Origin of the sequence: Corynebacterium sp. HMSC068G04, assembly GCF_001814885.1 — a bacterium.
In the GTDB taxonomy this organism is placed as follows: Bacteria; Actinomycetota; Actinomycetes; order Mycobacteriales; family Mycobacteriaceae; genus Corynebacterium; species Corynebacterium hiratae.
Genome location: NZ_KV818305.1, coordinates 43,702 through 68,204 on the forward strand (window position 1 = coordinate 43,702; position 24,503 = coordinate 68,204).

At 62.2% G+C, this 24,503-nt stretch carries 18 protein-coding genes, 1 tRNA gene, 1 other RNA gene and 1 pseudogene; 8 read left to right on the plus strand and 13 right to left on the minus strand.

The features are described 5' to 3' along the window. Window positions 1–229: 229 nt before the first annotated feature. The gene (locus HMPREF2993_RS04525) at window positions 230–1,552 is read left to right on the plus strand and encodes a YkvI family membrane protein (protein ID WP_046647898.1); all 1,323 of its coding nucleotides are present in this window, start codon (window positions 230–232) and stop codon (window positions 1,550–1,552) included. A 112-nt stretch (window positions 1,553–1,664) separates the two neighbouring features. Here the strand turns inward: HMPREF2993_RS04525 and HMPREF2993_RS04530 are convergent, their stop codons facing one another. Beyond that, a complete protein-coding gene (locus HMPREF2993_RS04530; protein ID WP_049157831.1) occupies window positions 1,665–2,702 on the minus strand; it encodes an aspartate-semialdehyde dehydrogenase in 1,038 nt (345 codons plus the stop codon). Between the two features lie 19 nt (window positions 2,703–2,721). After that, on the minus strand, window positions 2,722–3,987 hold the full coding sequence (locus tag HMPREF2993_RS04535; RefSeq protein WP_046648822.1) for an aspartate kinase: 1,266 nt from the start codon (window positions 3,985–3,987) through the stop codon (window positions 2,722–2,724). Between the two features lie 146 nt (window positions 3,988–4,133). Between HMPREF2993_RS04535 and HMPREF2993_RS04540 the strand changes: the two genes are divergently transcribed. Further along, the gene (locus HMPREF2993_RS04540; protein WP_070516339.1) at window positions 4,134–5,006 is read left to right on the plus strand and encodes a DMT family transporter; all 873 of its coding nucleotides are present in this window, start codon (window positions 4,134–4,136) and stop codon (window positions 5,004–5,006) included. Here HMPREF2993_RS04540 and HMPREF2993_RS04545 read toward each other — a convergent pair. Continuing rightward, window positions 5,003–6,205 carry a mannosyltransferase family protein gene (locus HMPREF2993_RS04545; protein WP_070701256.1) on the minus strand — a complete coding sequence of 401 codons (1,203 nt, stop codon included), beginning with the start codon at window positions 6,203–6,205 and terminating at the stop codon, window positions 5,003–5,005. The genes HMPREF2993_RS04540 and HMPREF2993_RS04545 overlap by 4 nt on opposite strands. 278 nt (window positions 6,206–6,483) lie before the next feature. Here HMPREF2993_RS04545 and leuA point away from each other — a divergent pair, with 278 nt between their 5' ends. From leuA to HMPREF2993_RS04570, 5 genes and pseudogenes are all read left to right on the plus strand, one after another. Continuing rightward, on the plus strand, window positions 6,484–8,298 hold the full coding sequence (leuA, locus tag HMPREF2993_RS04550) for a 2-isopropylmalate synthase (protein ID WP_046648828.1): 1,815 nt from the start codon (window positions 6,484–6,486) through the stop codon (window positions 8,296–8,298). Window positions 8,299–8,609: 311 nt separating this feature from the next. Further along, the gene (locus HMPREF2993_RS04555) at window positions 8,610–10,664 is read left to right on the plus strand and encodes a hypothetical protein (RefSeq protein WP_141758256.1); all 2,055 of its coding nucleotides are present in this window, start codon (window positions 8,610–8,612) and stop codon (window positions 10,662–10,664) included. A 98-nt stretch (window positions 10,665–10,762) separates the two neighbouring features. After that, window positions 10,763–11,929 (plus strand): annotated as a pseudogene (locus tag HMPREF2993_RS04560) (DNA polymerase III subunit epsilon); the annotation flags it as partial. Window positions 11,930–12,340: 411 nt separating this feature from the next. Beyond that, on the plus strand, window positions 12,341–13,630 hold the full coding sequence (locus HMPREF2993_RS04565) for a Mur ligase family protein (protein ID WP_070701262.1): 1,290 nt from the start codon (window positions 12,341–12,343) through the stop codon (window positions 13,628–13,630). Then, complete coding sequence (locus HMPREF2993_RS04570; RefSeq protein ID WP_070701264.1) at window positions 13,623–14,402, plus strand: type 1 glutamine amidotransferase; 780 nt, start codon at window positions 13,623–13,625, stop codon at window positions 14,400–14,402. Before HMPREF2993_RS04565 ends, HMPREF2993_RS04570 begins: the two co-directional genes overlap by 8 nt. 290 nt (window positions 14,403–14,692) lie before the next feature. Here the strand turns inward: HMPREF2993_RS04570 and recR are convergent, their stop codons facing one another. From recR to ffs, 6 genes are all read right to left on the minus strand, one after another. Then, window positions 14,693–15,349, minus strand: a complete 657-nt coding sequence (gene recR, locus HMPREF2993_RS04575; protein WP_070701266.1) for a recombination mediator RecR — start codon at window positions 15,347–15,349, stop codon at window positions 14,693–14,695. Between the two features lie 114 nt (window positions 15,350–15,463). Continuing rightward, window positions 15,464–15,844, minus strand: coding sequence for a YbaB/EbfC family nucleoid-associated protein (locus tag HMPREF2993_RS04580; protein ID WP_046648833.1), 381 nt, complete (start codon window positions 15,842–15,844; stop codon window positions 15,464–15,466). Between the two features lie 57 nt (window positions 15,845–15,901). Continuing rightward, window positions 15,902–18,526 carry a DNA polymerase III subunit gamma and tau gene (locus HMPREF2993_RS04585; protein ID WP_070701268.1) on the minus strand — a complete coding sequence of 875 codons (2,625 nt, stop codon included), beginning with the start codon at window positions 18,524–18,526 and terminating at the stop codon, window positions 15,902–15,904. Between the two features lie 32 nt (window positions 18,527–18,558). Beyond that, window positions 18,559–19,173 carry a suppressor of fused domain protein gene (locus tag HMPREF2993_RS04590; RefSeq protein ID WP_246822353.1) on the minus strand — a complete coding sequence of 205 codons (615 nt, stop codon included), beginning with the start codon at window positions 19,171–19,173 and terminating at the stop codon, window positions 18,559–18,561. Then, window positions 19,121–20,392, minus strand: a complete 1,272-nt coding sequence (locus HMPREF2993_RS04595) for an aspartate aminotransferase type Ic (RefSeq protein WP_070701270.1) — start codon at window positions 20,390–20,392, stop codon at window positions 19,121–19,123. The genes HMPREF2993_RS04590 and HMPREF2993_RS04595 overlap by 53 nt, the downstream gene beginning before the upstream one ends. Before the next feature lie 81 nt (window positions 20,393–20,473). Then, an RNA gene (gene ffs / locus HMPREF2993_RS04600) (signal recognition particle sRNA small type) lies at window positions 20,474–20,572 on the minus strand. 167 nt (window positions 20,573–20,739) lie between these two features. Between ffs and HMPREF2993_RS04605 the strand changes: the two genes are divergently transcribed. Continuing rightward, a tRNA-Ser gene (locus tag HMPREF2993_RS04605) sits at window positions 20,740–20,828 on the plus strand. Window positions 20,829–20,895: 67 nt separating this feature from the next. Here HMPREF2993_RS04605 and HMPREF2993_RS04610 read toward each other — a convergent pair. From HMPREF2993_RS04610 to gluQRS, 4 genes are all read right to left on the minus strand, one after another. Beyond that, window positions 20,896–21,261, minus strand: a complete 366-nt coding sequence (locus HMPREF2993_RS04610) for a VOC family protein (protein WP_070701272.1) — start codon at window positions 21,259–21,261, stop codon at window positions 20,896–20,898. A gap of 282 nt (window positions 21,262–21,543) precedes the next feature. Continuing rightward, window positions 21,544–21,879 carry a hypothetical protein gene (locus HMPREF2993_RS04620; RefSeq protein WP_070701276.1) on the minus strand — a complete coding sequence of 112 codons (336 nt, stop codon included), beginning with the start codon at window positions 21,877–21,879 and terminating at the stop codon, window positions 21,544–21,546. Window positions 21,880–21,928: 49 nt separating this feature from the next. Continuing rightward, entirely contained in the window at window positions 21,929–23,500 is a 1,572-nt protein-coding gene (locus HMPREF2993_RS04625; RefSeq protein WP_046648841.1) for a cation:proton antiporter, read from the minus strand. Between the two features lie 69 nt (window positions 23,501–23,569). After that, the gene (gluQRS, locus tag HMPREF2993_RS04630) at window positions 23,570–24,502 is read right to left on the minus strand and encodes a tRNA glutamyl-Q(34) synthetase GluQRS (protein ID WP_049157808.1); all 933 of its coding nucleotides are present in this window, start codon (window positions 24,500–24,502) and stop codon (window positions 23,570–23,572) included. Window position 24,503: the final 1 nt, after the last annotated feature.

Sequence of the window (24,503 nt, forward strand, 5' to 3'; positions counted from 1 at the left end):
CTACATGCGCCAAACGGCAAATTCTGACACCCCCGCCACTGCCTATCCTTAAGGAAACCGCAGCCCCAGCTGGAAAACACCGATAGACGGCGCCTAATCTTTTCCGAGGCACACGTGATAAATCGATAGTCGAACCGGGCCCGCGAGGCTTTCCCAATTGCCCGCACCACACCTTGGGTAGTGATGGCATTCCCCCGGCGCGTGTGAGATTGAGAGACCTCTTTACCTTATGTGGAAACGCGCAGTGGCCATTTCCATGGCCTTCATCGGCGTCGTCGTCGGCGCCGGCTTTGCCTCCGGCCAGGAAGCACTCCAGTACTTCGTGGCTTTCGGAAACATGGGCCTGTGGGGCGTACTCCTCGCCTCCGCCCTCATGATTATTACTGGTGTAGCAATTCTGCAGCTTGGCTCCTACTTCCAGGCCGATGAGCACACGGCAGTGTACGACAACATTAGTGGGCCCATCGTCTCCCGGATCCTGGACTGGGGCACACTGGCCACGTTGTTCTCCATCGGCTTCGTCATGTTCGCCGGTGGTGGTTCCACCATCAGCCAGCAATTCGAGGGTGTGCCCATCTGGGTGGGCGGCGCTATCATGCTCGTGCTCGTCCTGCTGGTAGGCCTCCTCGATGTGGATAAGGTCAGTAACGTCATCGGCGCGATTACGCCGTTCATCATTATCTTCGTGGTTCTGGCCACCGGCTACACCATCATCGTGACCGACGTGGATTGGTCCCAAGCCAATGAGTTTGCTGTCAACAACGTCGAGAGTCCGCTCAGCAACTGGTGGCTGGCTGCGCTGAACTACACCGGCCTCAACGTCATGTGCGCGGTCTCGATGTCCATCGTGATCGGCGGCAACATCCTGGATAACCGCGCCGTCGGTGTTGGCGGCCTCATCGGTGGCTTCTTCTACCTGCTTCTGCTTGCCCTCCTCGTGGTTTCCCTCTACATGGTGGCGCCGGAAGTCTACAAGCAGGACCTGCCGGTGCTGACGCTGATCAACCACGTGAACCCGGCTCTGGGTTACTTCATGACCTTCATCATCTACGGCATGGTCTTCAACACCGCCATCGGCATGTTCTACGCCATGGGCAAGCGCCTGACCCGCAAGAAGCCGAAGCTCTTCTACCCCGTCTACGCGGGCGCCTGTGTCGTGGGCTTCATTCTCTCCTTCATTGGCTTCAAGCAGCTGGTCTCCAGCGTCTACCCGATTCTGGGTTGGATTGGCCTGCTCATGATTGCCGTCATGGTCATCACCTGGATTACCCAGCGCGACAAGATCACCTCCGAGTCTGACCGCCGCGTGCGCGCCCGCACCTTGGTTAAGCGCCGCCTTGACCCGCGCGAGCACTTCACCAAGAAGAACGAGCGCGAGCTGCGCAAGCTGGCAGCGGCCTCCAACATGGAAACTGAAGAGTTCGTCTCGACCGTTGCCGATGAGATCCACGAGGAGCTCGAGGCCGACGATGAGATTGAATACGACCGCGAGGATCCGGAACCCTCTGTGACCTTCGTGGAGCACACGAAGCCCGAGGTGCCGAAGGACTAGCCCTTCCGCACACCCCCTTTCCCGTTACTCACAAAAAGTCCGCCCCCAGATATCACTCTGGGGGCGGACTTTTCTTATTTATGCGGGTTCTAAAACTCGCTGCAACTTTTCTTTAGACCAGCAGCTCCGCAATCTGAATGGTGTTGAGCGCGGCGCCCTTGCGCAGGTTATCGCCGGAGACTACGAAGACAAGGCCCTTGTTGTCCTCGACCGCCTGGTCCTGGCGGATGCGCCCGACCAAGGAGAGGTCGATGCCGGCTGCCGCCAGCGGGGTCGGCACATCGACGACCTTGACGCCCGGCGCGGACGACAGCACCTCGCGGGCCTGTTCCGGGGTAATCGGCTTCTCAAACTCCGCGTGCACCACCATGGTGTGGCCGGTGAACACCGGGATGCGCACGCACGTACCGGAGACCTTGAGCTCCGGGATACCCAGGATCTTGCGGGACTCGTTGCGCAGCTTTTGCTCCTCGTCGGTTTCTTCCGTGCCATCATCGACGAGGTTGCCGGCCAGCGGCAGCGCGTTGTACGCAATCGGGGCGACGTAGGGGCCCAGATCCTCCTCGGAGACCTCGAGCGCCGAGCCATCGTGGACGAGCTCAACGTTGCGGTCGCCGATGGACGCTACTTGCTTAACCAGGGTTTCCACGCCTGCCAGGCCTGAGCCGGAAACGGCCTGGTAGGAGGCGACGCGCATGGTGGTGAGACCGGCGGCGTCGTGAAGCGCCTTCGTGACCGGCATGATCGCCATGGTCGTGCAGTTCGGGTTCGCGATGATGCCCTTCGGGGTGTTGCTCTTCTCCTCCGGGTTTACCTCCGAGACGATGAGCGGCACGTCCGGGTCCTTGCGCCATGCAGAGGAGTTATCCACCACGATGGCGCCGGCCTCGGCGAAGAGCGGCGCATACTGCTTGGAGGTGGAACCGCCGGCGGAGAAGACGGCGACGTCGATCCCAGCGAGGCTTTCTACGGTCTGCTCTGCCAGGTCTTCCACGACGATCTTCTCCTCGCGGAAGGTGAGCTCCTGGCCCGCCGAGCGCGCAGAGGCGAAGAAACGGACCGTCTCGGCCGGGAAGTTGCGCTCCTCCAAGAGGGTGCGCATCACGCGGCCGACCTGGCCGGTGGCGCCTACTACTGCAACAGTGGTCATGACCTTTACTCCTTAAGTTTTAGCGTCCGGTACCAGCATAAACGGTGGCCTCTTCCTCGCCACCCAGCTGGAACTTCTCGTGCAAAGCAATGGCTGCCTTATCGAGGTCCGCCTCGCGCGTCAGCACGGAAATGCGGATCTCAGAGGTGGAGATGAGCTCCATGTTGACCCCTGCGTCACGCAATGCCTCCGTGAAGTCCGCGGTGACACCGGGGTGGGACTTCATACCGGCACCGACCAGGGAAACCTTGCCCACTTGGTCGTCGTAAAGCACGTTGCTCCAGTGGCCGTCTTCCTTGAGCTTGGCCAGAATCTCCATTGCCTTCGGCCCATCCGAGCGCGGGCAAGTGAAGGTGATATCGGTCGTGCCGGACTCCAGGGAGGAGACGTTCTGAAGGACCATGTCGATGTTGATCTCGGCGTCTGCGATAGCGCGGAACACCTTAGCGGCCTCACCCGGGCGGTCCGGGATTCCCAGGACGGTGACCTTGGCCTCGGAGCGGTCGGTTGCGATGCCGGTTAGTACTGCTTCTTCCACGGGGATATCCTCCATTGAACCGGCGATGAGCGTGCCGGGGTCGTTTGAATAAGACGAGCGAACTCGAAGGGGAACGTTGAACGCGCGGGCGTATTCGACGCTGCGCAGGACCAGAATCTTAGAGCCCACGGCGGCCAACTCCAGCATCTCCTCGAAGGAGAGCTGCTCGAGCTTCTGGGCGTTGTGAACGATGCGGGGATCAGCGGTGTAGACGCCGTCGACATCGGAGTAAATCTCACACACATCGGCCTTGAGCGCTGCCGCCAGCGCCACCGCGGTGGTGTCCGATCCGCCACGGCCGAGGGTGGTGACGTCGCGCGATTCCTTGTTGACGCCTTGGAAACCCGCGACGATGCAGATTTTGCCTGCATCCAGCGCCTCGGTCAGGCGGCCCGGGGTGACGTCGACAATGCGGGCGTTACCATGACGCTCAGTGGTGAGCACGCCAGCTTGGGAGCCGGTAAAAGACTGAGCCTGCGCACCGAGGGACTCCACTGCCATGGCAACGAGCGCATTGGAGATGCGCTCGCCGGCGGTCAGCAGCATGTCCATCTCGCGCTGCGGCGGGACGGGGTTGACCTGGGCGGCGAGGTCTAGGAGCTCATCGGTGGTATCCCCCATGGCGGAGCACACGACAACCACGTCGTTGCCCTGTTTCTTCGTCGCCACAATGCGCTCCGCCACCGCGCGAATGCGCTCTGCGCTTTCGAGGGAGGATCCCCCGTATTTCTGTACGACTAGGGCCACTGACGGTCCCACCTTTCCTGTTTGTGAGGGCCATTACCTGTTCACCGCCCAATACCTATAGACCGGCAGTCAACTCCTTTAGACTACCGCCCTTTGGCTACCATCGAAACACGTGCTGGATATTAATTCCAGGTAAGGTGGAAACGATGCTTTCAAACCTGGTTGCCGTTGCTTTCGCACTGGCCTCGGCACTAGTCGTGGCCTGGGGCACTGTCATACGCCACCGCATCGTGTTGGACGCCAGCTCCAGGACCGTCATGCGCACCGCAATTCGCACTCCCCTGTGGTGGATTGGCACCGGAGCCGCCGTCGTTGCCTATGCCTTGCAGCTCATCGCACTCCACTTCGGCACGCTGCTCATCGTGCAGCCCATCCTCGTCCTGTCCCTGATGTTCACGCTGCCGCTCGCCGCGTGGTATTCCCGGCGGCCGATGCCGGCGCGGGAGGTCTTCTGGTGCCTAGCGCTGACCATCGCGGTGGGCATCATGGTGGTCTACGGGCGCCCCACCGCAGGCTTGACGACGCCCAGCTGGTCCCAGTGGTGGCCCGCCTTCGCCCTCGGCGCGCTGACACTCGCCGCACTCTTTGTGGCGGCCTATAACCGGCCGGAGGAATCCGCACTCGCGCTCGGCAGTGCCTGCGGCATCCTCTACGGCTACGTGGCGCTCGTAGCGAAAGCGGTGGTTGACGTCCTCTCCCACCAAGGCATCGCAGCATTGCTAGCGAGCTGGGAGCTGTACGTGCTCATCGGGCTGGCGGCTGCCGGCACGGTGATCCAGCAGTATTCCTTCCACGCCGGCGCTCTTGCGCATTCGCTTCCCGCGATGACCATCATGGAACCCATCGTGGCTTTCGGCCTGGGTTACTGGGTCCTGGGCGAGAAATTCCAGGTCGAGAGCATCGCGGGCTGGTGCGTGATGGGGGCTTCGCTCATCATCATGATCGCCGCCACGATCGTCCTGTCACGCATTCCGGTCAACCCGGGAAGCACGCGGCTCGCGGAACAAAGCCCGCACTAGATCGCCCACTCAAAGACCACCAGCATGTAGGCGGAGAACCACGCCGACCACAGGACCCATGCGCCACAGGCAGCCCACAGCATGCGTGGGCGCCACGCCGTGGCGGCGCGCACAACCCACGGCAGCACCAGAATGATTGCGGGCAGGAGAAGTCGCGGGCGCGAGTGCATGATGCCGTCGGAAAGCAGCACATTCGCACATAACGCAGCGCTAAACCACCAGGCGACCGGGTTAACCTTCCCCCAGGCCGCGATGAGCAACACGGGGGCACCGAGGATCACCAGCACGGTGAGCAAGTAGCCCACATCGTTGTTCTCCGTCAAGGTTTCCCACACGAACCGCACGGTGGCAACTCCCCCGTCGAAGGTGGAGTTCCAGTGTTCGGTTTGGATGCCGAAGTAGCCGCCAGCCTCCGCCAGGTAGCGCTGTGTCCACAGCAAGTACCCCGGCAGCGGGAGCGACGCCACGATCAGGCTGAGCCACGCCTGCCAGGAACGCCGCCCGTAAAGGAGCACCCACAGGCCAAAAACTGCAAGGAAGTCCACGGAGGTCAGCCGGACAAAGGACAAGGCAATACCGAAAGCCGCGGCGCTCCACCAATCGCGTTCATCCAGCGCCACGAGTCCCCACACCACAAGGGCCCCGAAGAGGGCTTCCGTATAGGGCATGGAAAACACAATGGACATCGGAGCGCTGCTGACCACGATGGCCGCGGCGCATTGCCCACGGCGCCCTGCCCCCAGGCGCTGCGCTAGGACCATGACTCCAGCAGCCATCACCGCGGTAAAAAGAGTATTCACAAGGAGGGCAGCTACCTCAAGGCTGATCCCGGTCCACCCCAGAACCCGCAACAGTATGGGAAAACCCGGAAAGAAAGCCATAGTGATTTCATGGACCGGCCCATCCGTATGGATGTCCGCATCGAAATAACCTACGCGCGCAATCTCCAGGTAGTACTTAGAGTCCCAGGCCGTGAGCTGATCCCACAGCTCCTGCTCGTTAACGGCTCCGATGCCGCTCAGCACAGCGATGCGCACTGCAGTGCCCACTACCGCGACCAGCACGGCCATCGGCAGCAGCGAAAGTACCCCTAGCACACCTTCAGGGGTCGGGGCGGCATCCGGTTCCTTGCCCGGCGCAGTCTTCTTCCCAGGTTCCGGAGCAGTCGTCATGGTGTTTTCTTCAGGCACGCAACACATCCTAGCCACCCGCGACCCCATCCCAGTATGTGAAACCAGTTGCCGCAGAGTGGGAAGCGTTGTATTGTGGCTCACATGACTTTGCGGCACACTCTTCTCCTTAGTAGCCGCGGCGGGATTTAGGTTTGTAACTCTACGGCCAGCGCCCCGTCGCGGAGCGTGGTGATGCCAACACACACCACAGCTGGCCGTCCCCACAATTCACTACATCGTTGCTCATCACAGCAACGCGGCGAAACAAACGCCTCAGGCCACACACAAGGAAGAGAACAAACACCATGTCCCCCAATGATTCTTTCATCTCCGCTCCCCGCGAAATCACCACCCCGGCCGGCCCGCGCAACGAGAACCAGCCCGCCTGGAATAAGCAGCGCGGCTCCTCGATGCCGGTCCACCGCTACCAGAGCTTCGCCCAGGAGGTCGAGCCCGTCACGCTGCCGGACCGCACGTGGCCGGATAAGAAGATTACTGTGGCCCCGCAGTGGTGTGCGGTGGATCTGCGCGATGGTAACCAGGCCCTGATTGATCCGATGTCCCCGCAGCGCAAGCACCGCATGTTCGACCTGCTGGTAGCCATGGGTTACAAGGAGATCGAAGTGGGCTTCCCCTCTGCCTCCCAAACGGACTTCGACTTTGTCCGCGAGATTATTGAGGGCAATAAGATCCCCGAAGACGTCACCATTCAGGTTTTGGTGCAGGCCCGCGAGCACCTGATTCGGCGCACCTTCGAGGCGTGCCAGGGCGCGAAGAACGTCATCGTGCACTTCTACAACTCCACCTCGAAACTGCAGCGCCGCGTGGTATTCCGCAAGGACCGCCCGGCCATCAAGAAGCTGGCCACGGATGCCGCAGAGCTCATCAAGGGCATTGCCAAGGATTACCCGGATACCAATTGGCGCTGGGAGTACTCGCCGGAATCCTTCACGGGAACCGAGCTGGACTTCGCCGTCGAGGTCTGCGATGCCGTCGTCGACATCATGGAGGCCACCCCGGACAACCCCATGATCATCAACCTGCCGTCCACGGTGGAGATGATTAGCCCGAACGTGTACGCCGACCAGATCGAATGGATGCACCGCAACTTTGCCAAGCGTGACTCCATCATCCTGTCACTGCACCCCCATAACGATCGCGGCGAAGGCATTGCCGCCGCCGAGCTGGGTTACATGGCCGGCGCAGATCGCATCGAGGGCTGCCTGTTTGGCAACGGTGAGCGAACCGGCAACGTAGACATCGTCACGCTGGGTCTGAATATGCTCACCCAGGGCGTGGACCCGCAGATCGATTTCTCCGATCTGCCCAAGATCCGCGAGACGGTGGAGTACTGCAACCAGCTGCGCGTACCGGAGCGCCACCCCTACGGCGGCGAGCTGGTGTTCACGGCCTTCTCCGGCTCCCACCAGGATGCCATCAACAAGGGCCTGGATGCCCTGGCCCAGGAGGTACGCCCCGGCGCCAACAACACCGAGGTGTCGTGGGAGGAACTGCAGGAAACCACCTGGGAAGTTCCCTACCTGCCCATCGACCCGAAGGATGTCGGCCGCGATTACCAGGCGGTCATCCGCGTCAACTCGCAGTCCGGCAAGGGCGGCGTAGCCTACATCATGAAGACCGACCATGGCATCAACATGCCGCGCGCCATGCAGGCGGAGTTCTCCTCCGTCGTGCAGGCGGTGACCGACGCCGAAGGTGGCGAGGTCAACTCCAAGAACATGTGGGACATCTTCGCCAACGAATTCCTGGAGCGCACCTCCCCGCTAGAGCTGGTTTCCTTCCAGGTGGACAACTCCACCACAGAGGGCGAGGACGCCAAGGTAACCGCGACCATCGTCTTCAACGGTGAGAAGCGCGTTGTCTCCGGCATCGGCAATGGCCCCATCGCCGCATACGCCAATGCGCTGGAGGACGTCGGAATTGATTTCGAGGTCATCGACTACTCCCAGCAATCCCGTACTGCTGGCGACGACGCCGAGGCCGCCTGCTACATCGCCGCCGAGGTTAACGGCGCCCAGGTATGGGGCGCGGGCATCGCTGGCTCGACGACGCGCGCATCCATCAACGCGATTACGTCCGCAGTCAACCGCGCAGACTAAGCCAGGCAAAGCCAGACTTAACAACAGTGCAGCTAGGGAGGGAGGAGCACGTTCCTCCCTAGCTTCCAGCATCCGAGCTTTAAGCTATGCGCAAAAACTCCTCGTCACCATATCCCGCTGAATGCGCTTTCTTGTAGGCCAGAACTCAGAGCGATATAGTTAAGCAGCATAACTGCACTGCAATAAAGATTTTTCAAACATTTCGTGCGGCTAGTCAGCGCTTCAGTCTGGGCTTCGGCATTCCCAATGCTCACGGCAGACCCGCCCAGCCGTATGCACCCGACGTGGTCTACTCAGCGAAGGCGAGCAATATGACGGTCACTAACTATGTGGTTCCCCACCACGGGTTTGGCACACCGCGTCGCCTGACGGTTGACACCGTAAACCCGGAGATGTTCCTGCAGTTGCTTTCGCTAACTGAAAGCAGTCATCTCCCCGTCACTTTGAGTGGACATTCAAGTACAGGATTTCGCGTCCATCACGGCGAAGACATCGTGGGCGAGATCCCTGCCTCCCAAACTGCTGATTACACGGAACTGGACTGGATCATTGATGCGGGACTAAACCCACAAGCCACCGCGGAGATCGCACTCCGCGAGGATGCGGCGGAAGAAACCATTCCTGCTTTCGAGGTCCTCCTCCCCGAGCCTGGCCTGTGCGTTCCGCTCAATATTCCCCCGGCTCAGCGGTGGGGCATGCTCAGCGGCCAGCGCGCTTTGCGCATCACCGAGTTTGCAGTCCCGTCCAGTTCCCTACCGACGCACCCTGCGCACCTCCTTGTGCGTTTGACCAACAACCGGCACTTTTTCCGACGCTCCATCGAGGTTCACCTTGATGACGAACTCGTCGCCACGATTCCGCGGGAGCGGGCTCCCTGGCTGAGCGATACCATCGCAGGATTCAATCACGAGGGTCTCATCGCAGTCGCCCGCGCATATTTCATATCGGATGGACAACCAACCCTCACCGTCTATTCCGAAGAAGGCACGCCGGAAAGCCACTTCGCCGTGGGAACCGCCGGAATCATCGCTGCCGCCGCGGGCGCAGCGGCCGTGAAGGTCACCAACAGTGGCAAGGCACACGCAGCCAGCCTGCCGGCTGGCGGAATTGAGGCTACCGGCGCAGCGAAGACCGCCGGTACTGCTGCCACGCAGAGTGCACAAGCCCTGTCCCTCAACTCTGCCGGGGCGGCTGCCGTGACCGGAACAAAGATCGCTGCAGCTAGCACTGGGCTCAAGGTAGCTTGTGCTGCTGGCGTAGCCGTCGTGGTCGGCGGGGCTGCCAACTTCGCATCTTCCGGGAATTCCTCCGGTTCACACCACCATAACCTCGCCGAATCGGCTTTTGAGGAAAACACTCTCGCTGTATCCACGTCACACTCTGCCGACGCCGACGCTGCTGCTATTGAGGACAAGGCCTCCGACGTCGCGGACACTACGGACATTGTGGCTGCAGACGCCCACCTCCCCGAGGAGCGGGATGATACGGACGCTACGCAAGCGCTTAGCCCGACTGGTTTTTCCGAGCCCACAGAGCCTACTGAGCTGACCGAACCAGCAGAACCCACGGAGCTCGCTGAGCCCACGGAACGTACCCCACTGCCTGCTGCCGAGGAGGCTGCTACTTCACCGCAGGCGGATCACCTGCCGCATACAGCACCGACAACAGCAGCACCTCGGACCACCGAACCCACAGCGGAGGAGCTCGACGCTCCGGAGGCTCGCCGCACTGAGGCGTTCACCGCTCCCAGCTCCAGCCCTAGGAGCACCGTAAAAAGCACGGAATCAACCACTTCACGTGAGGTCAGTCGCTCCGCAGAGCCGCCGACCACCACGCGCCCGCTGAGCACTACTTCGCGGCCGCGCACAACGCCGCCGATCCACGTACCCCGTCCCACCCCACAAACTCAGGCGACCCCGTCGCCGACTGTGGTGACGACTACGCCGAAGCCACCAGCTGAACCCACGCGCTCCACGTCAAAGGCTGCTCCCACCACCACTCCGGTGGGCGAAGATCGAACCGCACCTCACGACGAACCAACTGCCCCGAGCACGCCGCCGGCCACTACCCCTGTGACCACGCGCGTCAGCACACCACCCACGGCGGCTCCGGCGCCCTCGACTACTTCTGCTCCGGCAACTCCAACGCCCACCACCAAGCCCAAACCAACTAGCAAGCCCAAGCCCACCACGAAGCCCACGCCGACCGCTAAGCCCACGCCAACTAGCAAGCCCAAGCCGACCACTCAACCTCAGCCCACCAGAAAGCCCGAGCCGACTAAAGAGCCCGAGCCCAGCCGCGAGCCTGACCCCACTCCCGAGCAATCCGACCGCGGCGGCTGGGTCATCATCATCGACTTTGGCTAGTCCGCAGCGTGCTTACCTTCACCGCGACTCAGTGGATACAACCCCCTTCTCGTGTGCCCTTTCCAGCTTCCTCGCAGTTGGGTACTAAACTGTGAACAATGACTACGACACCCGGCCCCACCGAGCCTGCAGCGCAGCTCAGCGCTGCAGAGACGCCGGCCGCGGCGTCACCACACACCGGCGCCCCTAAGCCGGGCCCGCGCCCCCACCAGGCAGATAAGAAGCAGACCGATAGGGAGCACAAGGCCTCTGCCCGCGAGGAAGCTCTCGCCGCCTTTCCCTACGTGGCGCTGACCATCCAAACCACCGGAATCCACCCTTCGACCGGCCGCCTGCTCACCGTGGATGCGTTGACTCTCAACGCCGCTGGGGAGATCGGCCAGGAATTCCACGCCGTCATCAACCCAGGCGCAGACCCCGGACCGCGGCACCTCCACGGGTTAAGCGTCGAAGAAATCCAGGCTGGGCAGTCTTTCTCCATGCTGCTCAAGCCTCTGGACCGGCTCATTGATGGCCGCACGCTCATCGTCCACGACACCCCTTATACCTGGGGATTCATCGTCTCCGAAGCGCGCCGTGCGATGACCGCCGCTGCCCGCCAGAACCGCGCGCGCAATCGCAACCGGGGAAAGGGCCGACGCCGCCGCTTCAAGGTAGGACACGTCCCCACCCCAGTCGCCATCGTGGATACCCTCGCCACCGCCCGCCGCCAAAGCGTGTGGGGCACCGACATCCGCTTGGCGGCCGTCGCGCGTGACACCGGCCTTTCTGCACCCGACCCCACGGCCAGCGTCGAGCGTGCACAGAGAGCAGAAAAAGATCCCTCCCGCAAAGCAACCCGCCTGCTCGTGGATCTCTACCGCGCGCAAAGCGCTGGCCCACTCAGCAGTGCAGCACCGGATGACCTGCGAGCGGATCGTTTTGGGCTCCAGCGCTCCCACGTCCGCGTCGACGCTGCTGAAGCACCCCGCCAGCATCACAACCCCGGTCCGTATGTGCCCGGCAAGGAGCTCATCCGCGGCATGGAGATCGTTGTCGCCCCGGAGATCACCGAGGATCCCGACACCATCATTGCCGCACTCGCCCGGGAAGAGCTCAACTACTCAGAAAAACTCACCCGGGAGACTTCCCTGGTGGTCTGCAATATCACCACGGACCTCGTGGGCAAGCCCATGCATGCCCACCGCAAGGACATCCCCCTGATGTCCGACACCGCTTTCCTCGCCGCCCTCGAGCGCATCGAGGAACCCACGGAGCCAGAAGAGCAGTCCGCATCTGGTGGGGCGGGCAACTCAGGGAAGCGCCAGGGCGAGGGACGCTCCGGTGGGCAGTCCAACCGCAACCGCTCCACGAACAAGAATCGCCGTCGCTCCCGCCGTAAATCTTCCGGTAATCATCAGCCCGCTAAACAAGGGCACAACGATAAGAAGAACCAGAACCCTTCAACCGAGGGTTCCGCAGGCGACAAGCCTGCTCACTCGGGCTCGGCTAATAACCAAGGTTCGCAGGGCTCTGGCAACAACAATCGAAACAAAGGCGGAAACCACGGGCGTAGGCGTCGCCGCCGCGGTGGGCGCGGCCGCCGCGGTAATGGCAACCAGCAGGGCCAACAAAACTCGGGACACAACCGCTCCCGCAACACCGATAACTAGCGTCCCCCGACTACCCTGGGGAACATGAATTTTAACTTCCGAAGCGCGTTCTCCTCCGCGCGCACTGCGGTTGCCACCACCGCTGCGACGCTGGCTACCACTGCCTCGCGCGCCACGGGCCGCGGCGCCGGCGGCATGATTGGCGGGCTCATCGCCAACGCCATCGACCCCACCATCATGCAGAACCTAGCCAAGCAGCGCCCAGCCATCCTGGTGACCGGAACCAACGGTAAGTCCACCACCACGCGCATGCTCGCCGCCGCTGTGCGCACCGAGCACTCCGTGGCCACCAATGATGGCGGCGACAACATGGACGCCGGAATCATCTCCGCGCTTCTAGCAGGCAAGGACGCGAGCCACTTGGTGCTGGAAGTGGACGAGCTCCACGTTCCCCACGTCGCGGATAACCTCAACCCCACCGCGCTGGTGTTGCTGAACCTCTCACGCGACCAGCTGGACCGCGTAGGCGAAATTAACAAGATCGAGCGGGCCCTGCGCGGCGCAGTCGAGGCACACCCGGATATGCTCGTCATCGCCAACTGCGATGACGTGCTTATGACCTCCGTGGCCTATGACGCGAAGAACGTCATCTGGGTTTCCGCTGGTGCCGGCTGGATGGGTGAATCCGTCACCTGCCCGCGCACCGGAGGACACATCGTGCGCGAAGGCGAGGACTGGCACGCGGTCAAGCCGCTTGCCGACGGCCGCGAATTCCGCCGCCCCACCCCCACCTGGGCAGTGACGGAGGAAGGGCTGGTGAGCCCGGGGGGCGTCGACAAGCTCCAGCTGTCCCTGCCGGGGCAGGCCAACCGCGGCAATGCCGCCCAAGCCGTCGCCGCTGCCGTCGAGGCCTTTGGCGTGGATCGCCACGAGGCCATTGCCGCCGCGGAAAGCGTCGACGATGTAGCCGGGCGCTATTCCACCATCACGCTAGGAAACCGCACCATCCGCCTGCTGCTGGCTAAGAACCCAGCCGGCTGGCAGGAGGCGCTGTCCATGGTGGACCGCGAGGCCGATGGCCTGGTCATCGCCACCAACGGCCACGTGGCCGACGGTATTGATATGTCCTGGCTGTGGGACGTGCGCTTCGAAGACTTCGAAGATCTGCCAGTCAAGGCTGCGGGTGAGCGCGGCACCGACCTCGCAGTGCGTTTGGTCTACGCGGATATCTCGCACGAGCTCATCCCGGATCCCCTCACCGCCATTCAGTCCTGCCCGGAGGGCCGCATCGAGGTGCTGGCCAACTACACCGCCTTCCGTGATCTGAAGAAGGCCCTCACCGCCGCAGCAGCAAAGGAGCATTCGAATGACTAGCCTGCAGATTGGCCTCATCCTCCCCGATATCCTGGGCACCTACGGCGATGACGGTAACGCCCTCGTGCTGCGCCAACGCGCCCGCATGCGCGGACTCGAGGCAGAGATCGTGCCCATCAAGCTGGGTGAGCCGGTGCCGGAGTCCCTCGACGTCTACACCCTGGGCGGCGGTGAGGACACCGCGCAGATTCTCGCCGCGGAGCACCTCATTGCTGACGGTGGCTTGACCCGCGCGGCGGCCGCTAAGCGCCCAATTCTGGCGATTTGCGCAGGCCTGCAGGTGCTCGGCGAATCCTTCCGTGCGTCCGGCCGCGTGGTGGATGGCGTGGGGCTTATCGACGCCACCACGGCCTCCATGACCGAGCGCGCCATCGGTGAGGTAGCCACCGAACCCACCAAGGCCGGCATCACCGCTGAGCTCACCGAGCCTCTCACCGGTTTTGAAAACCATATGGGTGCCACCATCCTGGGCCCCGCCGCCCAGCCGCTGGGAACGCTCACGCGCGGAACCGGCAATGCGGATACCGCTGCCATCCTGGACCTCTCCGACAGGGCCGTCCAGCGCGGCGCCGAGGGCGCGGTGCAGGGCAGCGTCATCGCTACCTACATGCACGGTCCGGTCTTGGCGCGCAACCCGCAACTGGCTGATCTGCTGCTGGCCAAGGCCATGGGAGTCGCACTCAGCGAACTCGAGCCCTTAGACATTCCGGCTATTGACCAGCTACGCACCGAGCGCTTTAACGCCTCGGAGCCGCCGCGCTCGCAGCGCTAGATATCAACAGAAGTAACTAACTGAACCTATTGACCAGAATCTTCGGTACACGGTACAGTAAGCAACGGACGCACCAAGGTGCTCCACTTCCGAAGCTCGTGTGAACAACACGAGCTTTCGCGTATCCAGGGGGGAAGATGTACATCGGATACTTTGACGAATTTGGACATAACGGGGCTTATGGCTCCCGCAGTTGTTTTTCCACAACCGAAATCCCCATGAGTCCTACCGGCATGGAAGCTCTGGAGAAAAAGTTCAACGGTTAATTCTCTGTTTCCTGAAGCGCCGGTTTAAACCGTTAGGCGGCCGCTCAACGCACGCGAAAGCGTCAGCTCATCAACAAACTCAAGGTCGCCTCCCAGCGGCATGCCGGAGGCCAGGCGCGTGATCTTCAGTCCCGGGAAGTCGCGCAGCAAGCGCACGAGGTAGGCCGCGGTAGCCTCGCCCTCGGTGTTGGGATCGGTGGCGAGGATGACTTCGGTGATGTCCGGGGAGTCGTCGTACAGCGGCGCTTCCGGGGTGGAATCCGCGAGCTCTCGATCCGGTAGCACGCCGCCGAGGCGCTGCAGCAGCTGCGAGATGTTGAGGTCCTTCGGGCCCACATTCGCCAGCGGGTCGAGCGCGCCACCCAGCACATGGTAGCGGCCGTCATATTCGCCGGTGCGCTCGATAACCTGGATGTCCTTGGGCTCTTCCACCACGCAGATGGTGGAAGCATCGCGCTGCGAATTGATGCAAATGCGGCAGACTTCCTCGCGGGAAATATTGCAGCAGATGCGGCAGAACGTCACCCCATCACGCACTGCTCCCAGCGCCTTCTGGAGGCGGTCAATCTCCTCTGGGTCCTGATGCAACACGTGGAAGGCGATGCGCTGCGCTGACTTCGGGCCAATACCCGGCAGGCGCGAGAACTCATCGATGAGATCCTGCAGAGGTCCTTCAAACACGCAATGCTCCCCTCACTCAACAATCCCTCAGACCTCGACGGCCGGGGACACAATAAAAGGCCGCGCTGCTCTCCACGAAGAGAGCAACAACGGCCTTTAAGTCTAACGCGCGGCTTACTGGTTGCCGCCGAAGACATCCTGGAAGGACGGACCATCGTAGTTCTGCTGGGACTGGCCCATGCCCTGGGACAGCGGACCAATCTTCTCCTGGGCCAGGCGGCCAGCAGCAGCGTGGGCCTCCTTGAAGGCACCAACGATGAGGTCCTGGAGGGTATCGATGTCCTCCGGGTCGACCACGGACTTATCGATGGTAACGTTCTGCAGCTCAGCGCCACCGGTCATAGTGACCTTCACCAGGCCGTTGCCGGCGGTGCCTTCAACGGTGGAGGCCAGGATCTCTTCCTGTGCCTTCTGCAGTTCTGCCTGGACGCGGGCTGCCTGCGCCAGGATCTCGTTCATGTCATTTGCCTGCTGCATCGGGTCGTTCTCAGTCATGCTAAAAATCCTTTCACACGATTATTTTCACTACGCGCCAAGTGTACAGATGCCACGCTAGAGCCGCCGCGCTCCCAACTCCTGTGCGAGGAGCTCCATGGCCACCTCCGTGGCGTTGCGGTGGTCCATCTCGCCGGCATTCTGCGCGGCCTCCATCATCTCGCGCTCCTCATCCGCGCGGGTGTACTCCGGCTGCGGAGCGGGAGCTTGCTGAGGCACAGGCTGCTGCGGCGCGGCAGGCGCTTGGCCTGCGCTTTCCGACGCCCCACCCATCCCCGCCGGCGGACCGTACTCCTCCGGTGGGGCTTCGAATTCGCCTTCCTCCGGGCCTGGCTCCGGCGGCAGTGGAACGCCGTTGCCAAACTTGGGAACTTTGGAAAACTCTTCGTCCCGCTGGGCCGCTACTTGGCTCGCTTGCGCGATGCGTGATCGCCATTGGCTACCACGGGCCTCCCTCTTTGGGGGCACCATCGCCCCGCGCGGGGCGACGTCCGGACGTTGTGGTTCTGCCGGCGGCTGCGACTCAGCTGCCTCACGCGGCTGTTCCGTCGTCGTTTCAGACGACGGAGCCTGCTGCCCAATCTGGCGCGGCGCGCCCCACGGGTCATCGCTAGCGTTGCTGGGTTCCTTCGCCTCGGACTCGCTGGGCTTGTCTACTTCTTCAGATTCTGTTGCTGCCGCGGAAGCAGGCACAGTGTCGGAAGAGTGCGAATCAGTAGCGTTGTCCGGAGTCTCCGGACTCTCTGCCTCCTCGTCGGGCTCGGCGGCCTCGCGTGGTGGCTGGTTGGGGTTCCACTGGGTGCGCTGGGCTGGCTCAGCCACCGTGAAGCCGTGGGCCTTCGGGTCTGTGCCGATGACGCACGTGACCTTCAGGTTGCGGTTGAGCTCTTCCTTAAGGACGGTCACGATGACCTCGTTGGTGCCTGGCGAGTTGATGCGTTCCGCCAGCGCGCCGGTGGTGTGCCCAAGAACCAAGGTGTCATCACGCACGCCGAGGACACGGGCTTCGGCGAGCATGATTTCAGCGACCTTGTTCCGACGCCCAATCGTCGCCCGCAGGTCAGACCAACGCCCGCGAATTTCCGCGGCTGGGTCTTGAGGCTGCTCGGGCTCAGGCTGCTGTTCTTGTGGCTGTCCTTGAGCCTGTTCTTGCCGTTCTTGTTGTTCCGGCTGTTCCGCTTCCTGCGGTTGTTCGTGCTGCTCCTGTTGCTGGTGTTCCGGTCGCTCTTGGCGCTGTACAGGCTGCTCTGACTGCGGCTCAGGCTGCGCCTCCGGCTGTGCAGGGCGCTCCACCGGTGCCTGAGGCTGCGCAGCCTCAGGGGTTGGGGTCTGCTGCGTCTGCTGGGCTGCTTCTTGAGTCCTTTCGACCTGCTGTGGTTGCTGTTGCTGGGCCTCCTGTTTTGCAGCCTGACGGCTGCGACGCTGCGCGATGATAGCCGCGGCGGCGGCCGCGGGATCCTGGGCGCTAGCGACCGCAGATTGCTGGCGTTGCGCAGGCGGAGTTCCCTGCCCAGCGGGAGCGGAAGGCTGCACGCCCGCCCCCTGCGGGGCAGCAGTGGGCATCTGACCAGAGGCTGCCGCTGCAGGCCCCGAGCCAACGATGAGGTGCGCACACAGAATTTCTAGGAGCAGCCGTGGGGACGTCGCACCACGAAGGGAGGACACGCGCTCGTTGACGGTTTCCGCCAGGTAGGCCAGCTGTGGGCCGGAGAAGCGCTGCGCCTGGGCAGTGAGGATCTCACCGCGGTCAGTCGGCGCCGAGACTAACCCCTCCTCCAACGCTGAAGGGACGGCCTGCAGGATCATCAAATCCCGCAAACGATCCAAAAGGTCAATGGCAAAGCGGCGAGGGTCGTGGCCGGCCTCAATGACATCGTCGACAAGCCGGAAGAGCCCAGCCTTATCCTGGTTCGCCAGGGATTCAACCGTGTTATCCAGCAGGCCTACGTCCGTGACACCCAGAAGTGGACGGGCCACGTCGTAGGTCAGCCCATCGGGGCCTGCGCCCGCCAACAGCTGGTCCAGGATGGACAAGGTATCGCGGGGCGAACCGCCGCCGGCCTGGATGACCATGGGGTACACAGTGTCATCCACGTGGACGTTCTCCGAGGCCACGGTGCGCTCCAACAGCCCTTTCATCGCCGGCGGGGTCAGCAGGCGGAAGGGATAGTGATGGGTACGCGAACGGATGGTGCCGATGATCTTCTCCGGCTCCGTCGTGGCAAAAATGAAGATCACGTGCTCCGGTGGTTCCTCCACCACTTTGAGTAGAGCGTTCGCGCCGGAGGCGGAAATCATGTGGGCCTCATCGATGATGAAGATGCGGTAGCGCGACTCCGCCGGCGCGTAGTAGGCGCGGTCACGCAGCTCACGCATGTCCTCGACACCATTGTGAGAGGCGGCGTCGAGCTCCGTGACGTCGAGGTTGCCCGGCCCACCCGGGGCCAGCGAGACGCAAGAGTCACACTGCCCGCACGGCGTTGACGTTGGCCCCTGCTCACAGTTCAGCGAGCGGGCCATGATGCGCGCGGACGAGGTCTTTCCGCAGCCACGCGGGCCGGAAAAGAGGTACGCATGGTTAATGCGCCCTGCGTCGAGGGCAGCGGATAAAGGCGTGGTGACCTGCTCTTGGCCAACCACTTCCGCGAAGGTTGCTGGACGATATTTCCGGTAAAGAGCCACGGTTAGTCAGTGTAGCGTTTCATCCCGACACGTCACTCCGAGCGCTGCCAATCCAGCAGATCGATGCCTTGCTCTGCCACCGCCTGCTGCAGCGCCGGCACGCCTTCCTCGACGGCGTAGGCATACTCGGCGTCGCTCAGCATGAGCAGTTGGCACACCAGCGTTAGGCGGCCTTCCTCCGCCACCTGCGGGGTCTGGCCGCCCCACAGGTACGGGGCGATGAGCATGCCATGACGCACGCTCAAGTGAGCGAAGCGCTCATCGTCTTCGGCAAAGAGCTTGGGCAAGAGCAGGCCCGGTTGCGCGGGCAACAAGCCTGCAGCTTCCGTGAGCAACGCCGCCGCAGCACTCACTGCGGCAGCCACCTCCACCTGCCCGGTGCGGGCGACGGTGAGGAGCTCACAGCGCACGTCGATGCCTTGCTCGGCGTGCGCTAGCCCGGTGTCGACGGCGGCAAACTCACACGTGACGGCGAGGGACTGATCCCCCTCCAGTGAGGCTAAGCCCAGGCGCTGCCCCTCGACGTTTTTAAACTCGAGGTCAGTCGGGATGATCTGGTCAAGCCAATAGGCCGTCTCGTCGGAGTTGATTGCCTTATGCCCCCAGCTTCTCCAGTGCGGCGAGCAGCACACAGGTGGCCACGCCATCCATGGCTGCCTCAACTTCTTCCTGCGGGGGCAGGGACGGAGCCAAGCGAATGTTGTGGTCCTTGGCATCCTCGCCGTAAGGGAAGGCAGAGCCGGCCTGAGTCAGGAGAATGCCGGCATCGCGGGCCAGTTCCCAGACTCGGGTCGCGGTACCCTCCATCACGTTGAGGGAGATGAAGTAGCCGCCCTTGGGGTGGGTCCAGTCCGCGATCTCATGGTGGGTGAGGTTCTTATCCAGGATGCGAAGAACCGACTCGAACTTCGGCGCCAACAGCGCAGCGTGGCGGCGCATCACCGCGCGCACGCCCTCGGCGGAACCAAAGAACTCGTAGTGTGCCAGCTGGTTAATCTTGTTCGGGCCAATGCCGCGGATACCGGCGTGCTCCAGGTACCACTCGAGGTTGTCTTCGGAGGAGCCGAAGAAGCTCACGCCGGAGCCAGCGAAGGTGATCTTCGACGAAGAAGACATGGCCCAGAAGCGGTCCGGGTTTCCTTCCTGTTCCGCAATCTCCAGAATCGGCAGAATCTCCGGGAAGTCCTCAGTCAGCGTGTGCACGGCATAAGCGTTGTCCCACACGATGCGGAAGTCCGGTGCGCCGGTCTCCATCGCAGCAAGGCGGCGAGTCTTCTCTTCCGAGATGACGGCACCCGTGGGGTTGGAGAACATCGGCACAACCCACATACCCTTGACCTGCGGGTCCTTGGCCAGCTCCTCGACTGCTTCGATGTCCGGGCCATCTTCTTCCATCGGCACCGAAATCAGCTCGAAACCGAAGGACTCCGTGATGGCGAAGTGGCGGTCATATCCCGGGGTGGGGCAGATCCACTTGATGGTCTCCTCCTTGGACCACGGCTTCTCAGAGCTGTTAGTGCCAAAGGTGTAGGCCCACAGGATGAGGTCATACATGATGTTCAGGGAGGAAGAGTCCGCCGCAATGAGGAGCTCTGGGTCCATGTTGGTGAGCTTGCCCCACAGATCGCGCAGCTCCTTGATGCCCTTCTGGTTGCCATAGTTGCGCAGGTCATTACCCGCAGCATCGGTGTAGTGGCCGCGCCCCGGCAGAACGAGCAGATCGTTGGACAGATCAAGCTGCGCCTTGGACGGCTTACCGCGGGTCAAGTCAAGATCCAACCCCTCAGCCTTGAGGGCCTCGTAGTCCTTGCGCACCTGCGCGGCAAGCTCATCAAGCTCGGACTTTTCAAGATTAAGAAGAGACATCCGTCTTCCTTCCGGGACGTAGTGCGGACATATGGCAACCATACTAACGCCCCGTCACATCCCCCGTGTGAAAGCACACAAATAAAAAGGGGACCCCGCGCACCCGCCAGAGCCTCCTGACCCTTGCTGCATTCCTGCCCTGGGGGAGTTCAGAGGATGGACGCCACGCGGAATCCTGCGGTCTAGCCTAGCGCGCCTTGCTTGCCGACGCCAAACCGCTCCCCCACCACCCAGCTCCCCACTCCGCTTCCAAGCGCGCTTTCCGCCTCAAGCCACTACATCCTTAACTTTTTCGCCCTGACCTGGCGATTTTGCTTCATTAGGGGGATCATGTAATGTTTTCCAGCGGAGGATTCGACTAGCGGCCTATGTCACACGCCTGGAACGCGTGCGGGAGTCACATCCCTCAGGGGTTCAAATCCCCTATCCTCCGCCACTGGGAAGTCCCCCTGGATGTCATCATCCAGGGGGACTTCTTCTTTATCCGGAGCCAAGCCCCCGTTTCACCACGTATAGAACTCCAAGATGTTTCCGTCTGGATCCGAAATGTAGGCGGAATAAGAACCCCATGGCATTTTCTTCGGTGAGGCAGAAGCCTCGCGATAGGAATCTGGAAGTTGACTCCAGTACTCGTCGACGTCCTCGACAGAAAACTGGATTACTGCTCCGCCGGGGGTCGCCGGACTAGTGTTAGTGGCTGAAGCAAAAGCTGAAGAATCGAATACGCCAATTACGCTGCCATCAAACGACACTTCAAAATATCCTTCTTCAGCAGACAATGGCTTTGCTTCGGAGTTTGGAAGTTGATGGTAGAACTCCCATGAGGCTTCGATATTGCGGGTCAAGATGGTCAAATGATCGAATCGCATGATTGGCATAACCTTTCTCGCTGGGCCAAAGATTAGTCGCGATTATTCCAAATGCCCTTTGCCCGTGTGCGGTATTAGAAATCGAGGCTATTGGATTCTTCATGCGGTGGCTTGGAGCCTTCAAGCAAAGGAACCAAAGCAAAGGCACCATTTGCGGGGCCTAGGATGAAAAACCCCAGGTGGTTGCATGCAGATCTTTGCATAAGGTGCCAGTACTTTGGTTCCTTTGCGGTTGGGCACTCGAGCTGGGCGCCTCCATCGAACACCCACAGCTGCACACCCCTACTCGAACTCGGGGGCCTCGAAACCGTCTTCCTTGAGCCACTCCACGTGCGGCGGGGTGTTCATGCCCCACTCGGTGCGGGCAAGCAGAAAAGCCTCTTTCACCTCGGCCTCGCCATAGCCGCCATCGCGCAGGAACTGGCGGAAGCCGCGGGGACCAGGTTCTTTGATCCACAACCAGACGTAGTCTTCCAGGGTGTGGTCGCCCAAAATGTCTTCCATACCTTCTGGCAGCAGCTCACGCCCGGCGCGCACGCGCTCCTCCAAGTCAGCGTCGAAGAAGTCGTAGAGGTAATCCAGGCCGTCTTCCAGCTGGGCGTACTCATAGGCGTCCATTGATTCGCTCCTCTCGCCACCATTCTTAGTCACGGATCAGCACTCCCCCTCAACTGTGTTTCTTTGCGCCGAGGGACATCCGGTCAACGTCGGCAAGCACTTCATCCACAATCATCGGGTTGAATTCCCTATCGCGGCGCAGGCGCAGCAATTCTTGCTGGGCGCCTGCGAGGGCTGTTCGCCGTGCCGCGAGGGCCACCTCACGGGCCTCGATAGCCATGCGCAGACGCGTTGTAGCGTCCTCACCATCCTCGTCCTCACCGAGGCGGTCCTCAAACCATTGGGCAATATTTGCCGCAGTGTCGGGGTCCAGTTCCTCATACTTCGCGCGCATCGCAGCAATGCCGGCTTTACGCGCGCGGGAGGTAATGGTCGCGCGCATCTTATCCGTGGCTGCCTGCGAATACGTAGTGAGGTCGAGCTGACGCATAAGCCACGGCAGCAACAGGCCGGGAATCACCATGGTCATGAGCAGCACCACGAGGGCGATAACGGTCAACTCGTTATAGAAGCTCAAACCACTTGGAACAGACAGAACCAGCGCAAGAGTCACCAGACCGCGCATGCCGGACCACGTCATAAGCAGCACTTCTTGCAGGCGCAGCGGCGCCAGACGCGGCTTTCCGCGGCGCTTGTTAATGAGATAGAAGGCGTACATCCACACCAAGCGCACGAGGAAGGCAACAACGGACAGGATGACGCCGATGATGACCGCATGCCAGAGATCCGCGCCCGCGGCGTCGATGGCGCTGAACACGGTTAAGCCAATGAGGCCGAAGGCCACACCCGTGAAAAGCAGCTCGACGGTCTCCCAGAATGACTGACCGGAGAGTCGGTCCTCGGCTTGAATCGGTGCGCGGGAGTGCAGTTCCACCGCAGCAATCACCACAGCGATGACACCGGAGGCACCGAGCTCCTCCGCGGCGATGTACACGGCAAAAGGAATCACCCACGTCAACGCGTTGCGAGCGATAACCTCGTGAACCGCGCCGACGAACCACGAAGACACGCGCCCCACGACGAGCCCGAGAATGGTGGCTACCGCCGCGGAGTAGAGGAAACTCGTCACCGCTTCCCCGGCGTGCATCTCCCCCGAGCTCGTCACGGCTTCCAGGGCGAGGTGGAAGGCCACAATAGACGCAGCATCATTGAACAGGCCCTCAATCTGCAGCACGGAAATGATGCGCCGCGGGATACCGGCTGGTTCTGCCACGGCCTCGACGGCCACCGGATCTGGCGGGGCAATCGCGGCGCCGATAAGGATGGCGGCAGCGAGCCCCAAGCCCGGCATGAAAGCACGGGCGGTGAATCCCACCGCCAGGGTCGTAGCCACCACGAGCAGCACGGACAGAGCCAGGATGGTCATCCACTGCTCACGAATGACACCCCACGATGTTCTCCTTGCCAGCGCCCACAACAATGGCGGCAAGAAGATGGGAAGAATGAGGTCAGCAGGCACGGAGAATTCAAATGTGCCATTCGAGAAAGTGGCGTACACCGAAACCGCCACCGCCGTAAGGATAGTCAAAAGCGCCGGCCAGGGAAGTCCTATTTTGTCCCCTACCGCCTTGACGATGACGGTCAACAGCATCAGGCCAATAAGGACAAACAAAACTTCCATGCTGAGCTTCTCTCTCCGTTAAATTTTTTGTTCTCAGACTACCGCTGTACAGCCGGCGAGGGAGAGGAGTTACACAGCACCGTCCCAAACGAAGGCCTCTCGCGGCAGCTTCTCCGGCTGAAACTGATGGCGCAGTTCCTCTACTGAGGAAGCCTCATATCCCAAGGAACGAGCCAAGAGCTTGACGACGTCCCCCGCATCCCTACCGTGCCCATCGAGCAGCTGACGCAGGGTCACCGCCCCATCGCGCTTGGACAAACGCACACCCTCAGCGTTGAGCACGAGCGGCACGTGGACGAACTCCGGCTCCGGATAGCCCAGCTTGTGCGCCAGGTAGGCCTGGCGCGGGGCGGAAGACAGCAAGTCATCGCCGCGCACGATCTGATCTACGCCTTGGAAGGCATCATCAACAACAACCGCCAGGTTATAGGCCCAGTCCATGCCCTGGTTCGGGTCGGCCGGGGGCTGCCCGCCGCGACGCAAAATGAAATCGTCCACCTCCCCGGTGTACTCGCCGGCGAGGGCATCGTGGATGGTGAAGGAGGAGGCGTCGGCACGCAGGCGTATGGCTGGCACGCGGTTTTGAGCAGCCAGCTCGGCGCGCTTGGCGGCCCGTTCATCGTCGCTAAGCGCGCGGCAGGTGCCCGGGTACTGTCCTGGGATGGCGTGTGGGGCGCGGGAGGCTTCCTGGATGTCCTTGCGCGAGCAGTAGCACTCAAAGGTGGGAAGCTGGGCGAGTGCCTTCTCATAAGCCGCGTAGCGATCCTGCTGGTAGATGACCTCCCCATCCCAGTCCAAGCCGAGCGCGGCGAGGTCCTCCAGCTGGCGCTGCGCCGACTCCCGCGAGGAGCGCTGCGTGTCAATGTCCTCCACGCGCATAAGAAAGCGGCGCCCGCTGCTCCTGGCGTAGAGCCAAGCCAGCAACGCCGTGCGGAGGTTACCCAGATGCAGATCGCCGGACGGGCTCGGGGCATAGCGCCCGGCGGGGCTGAGAGAATCCATG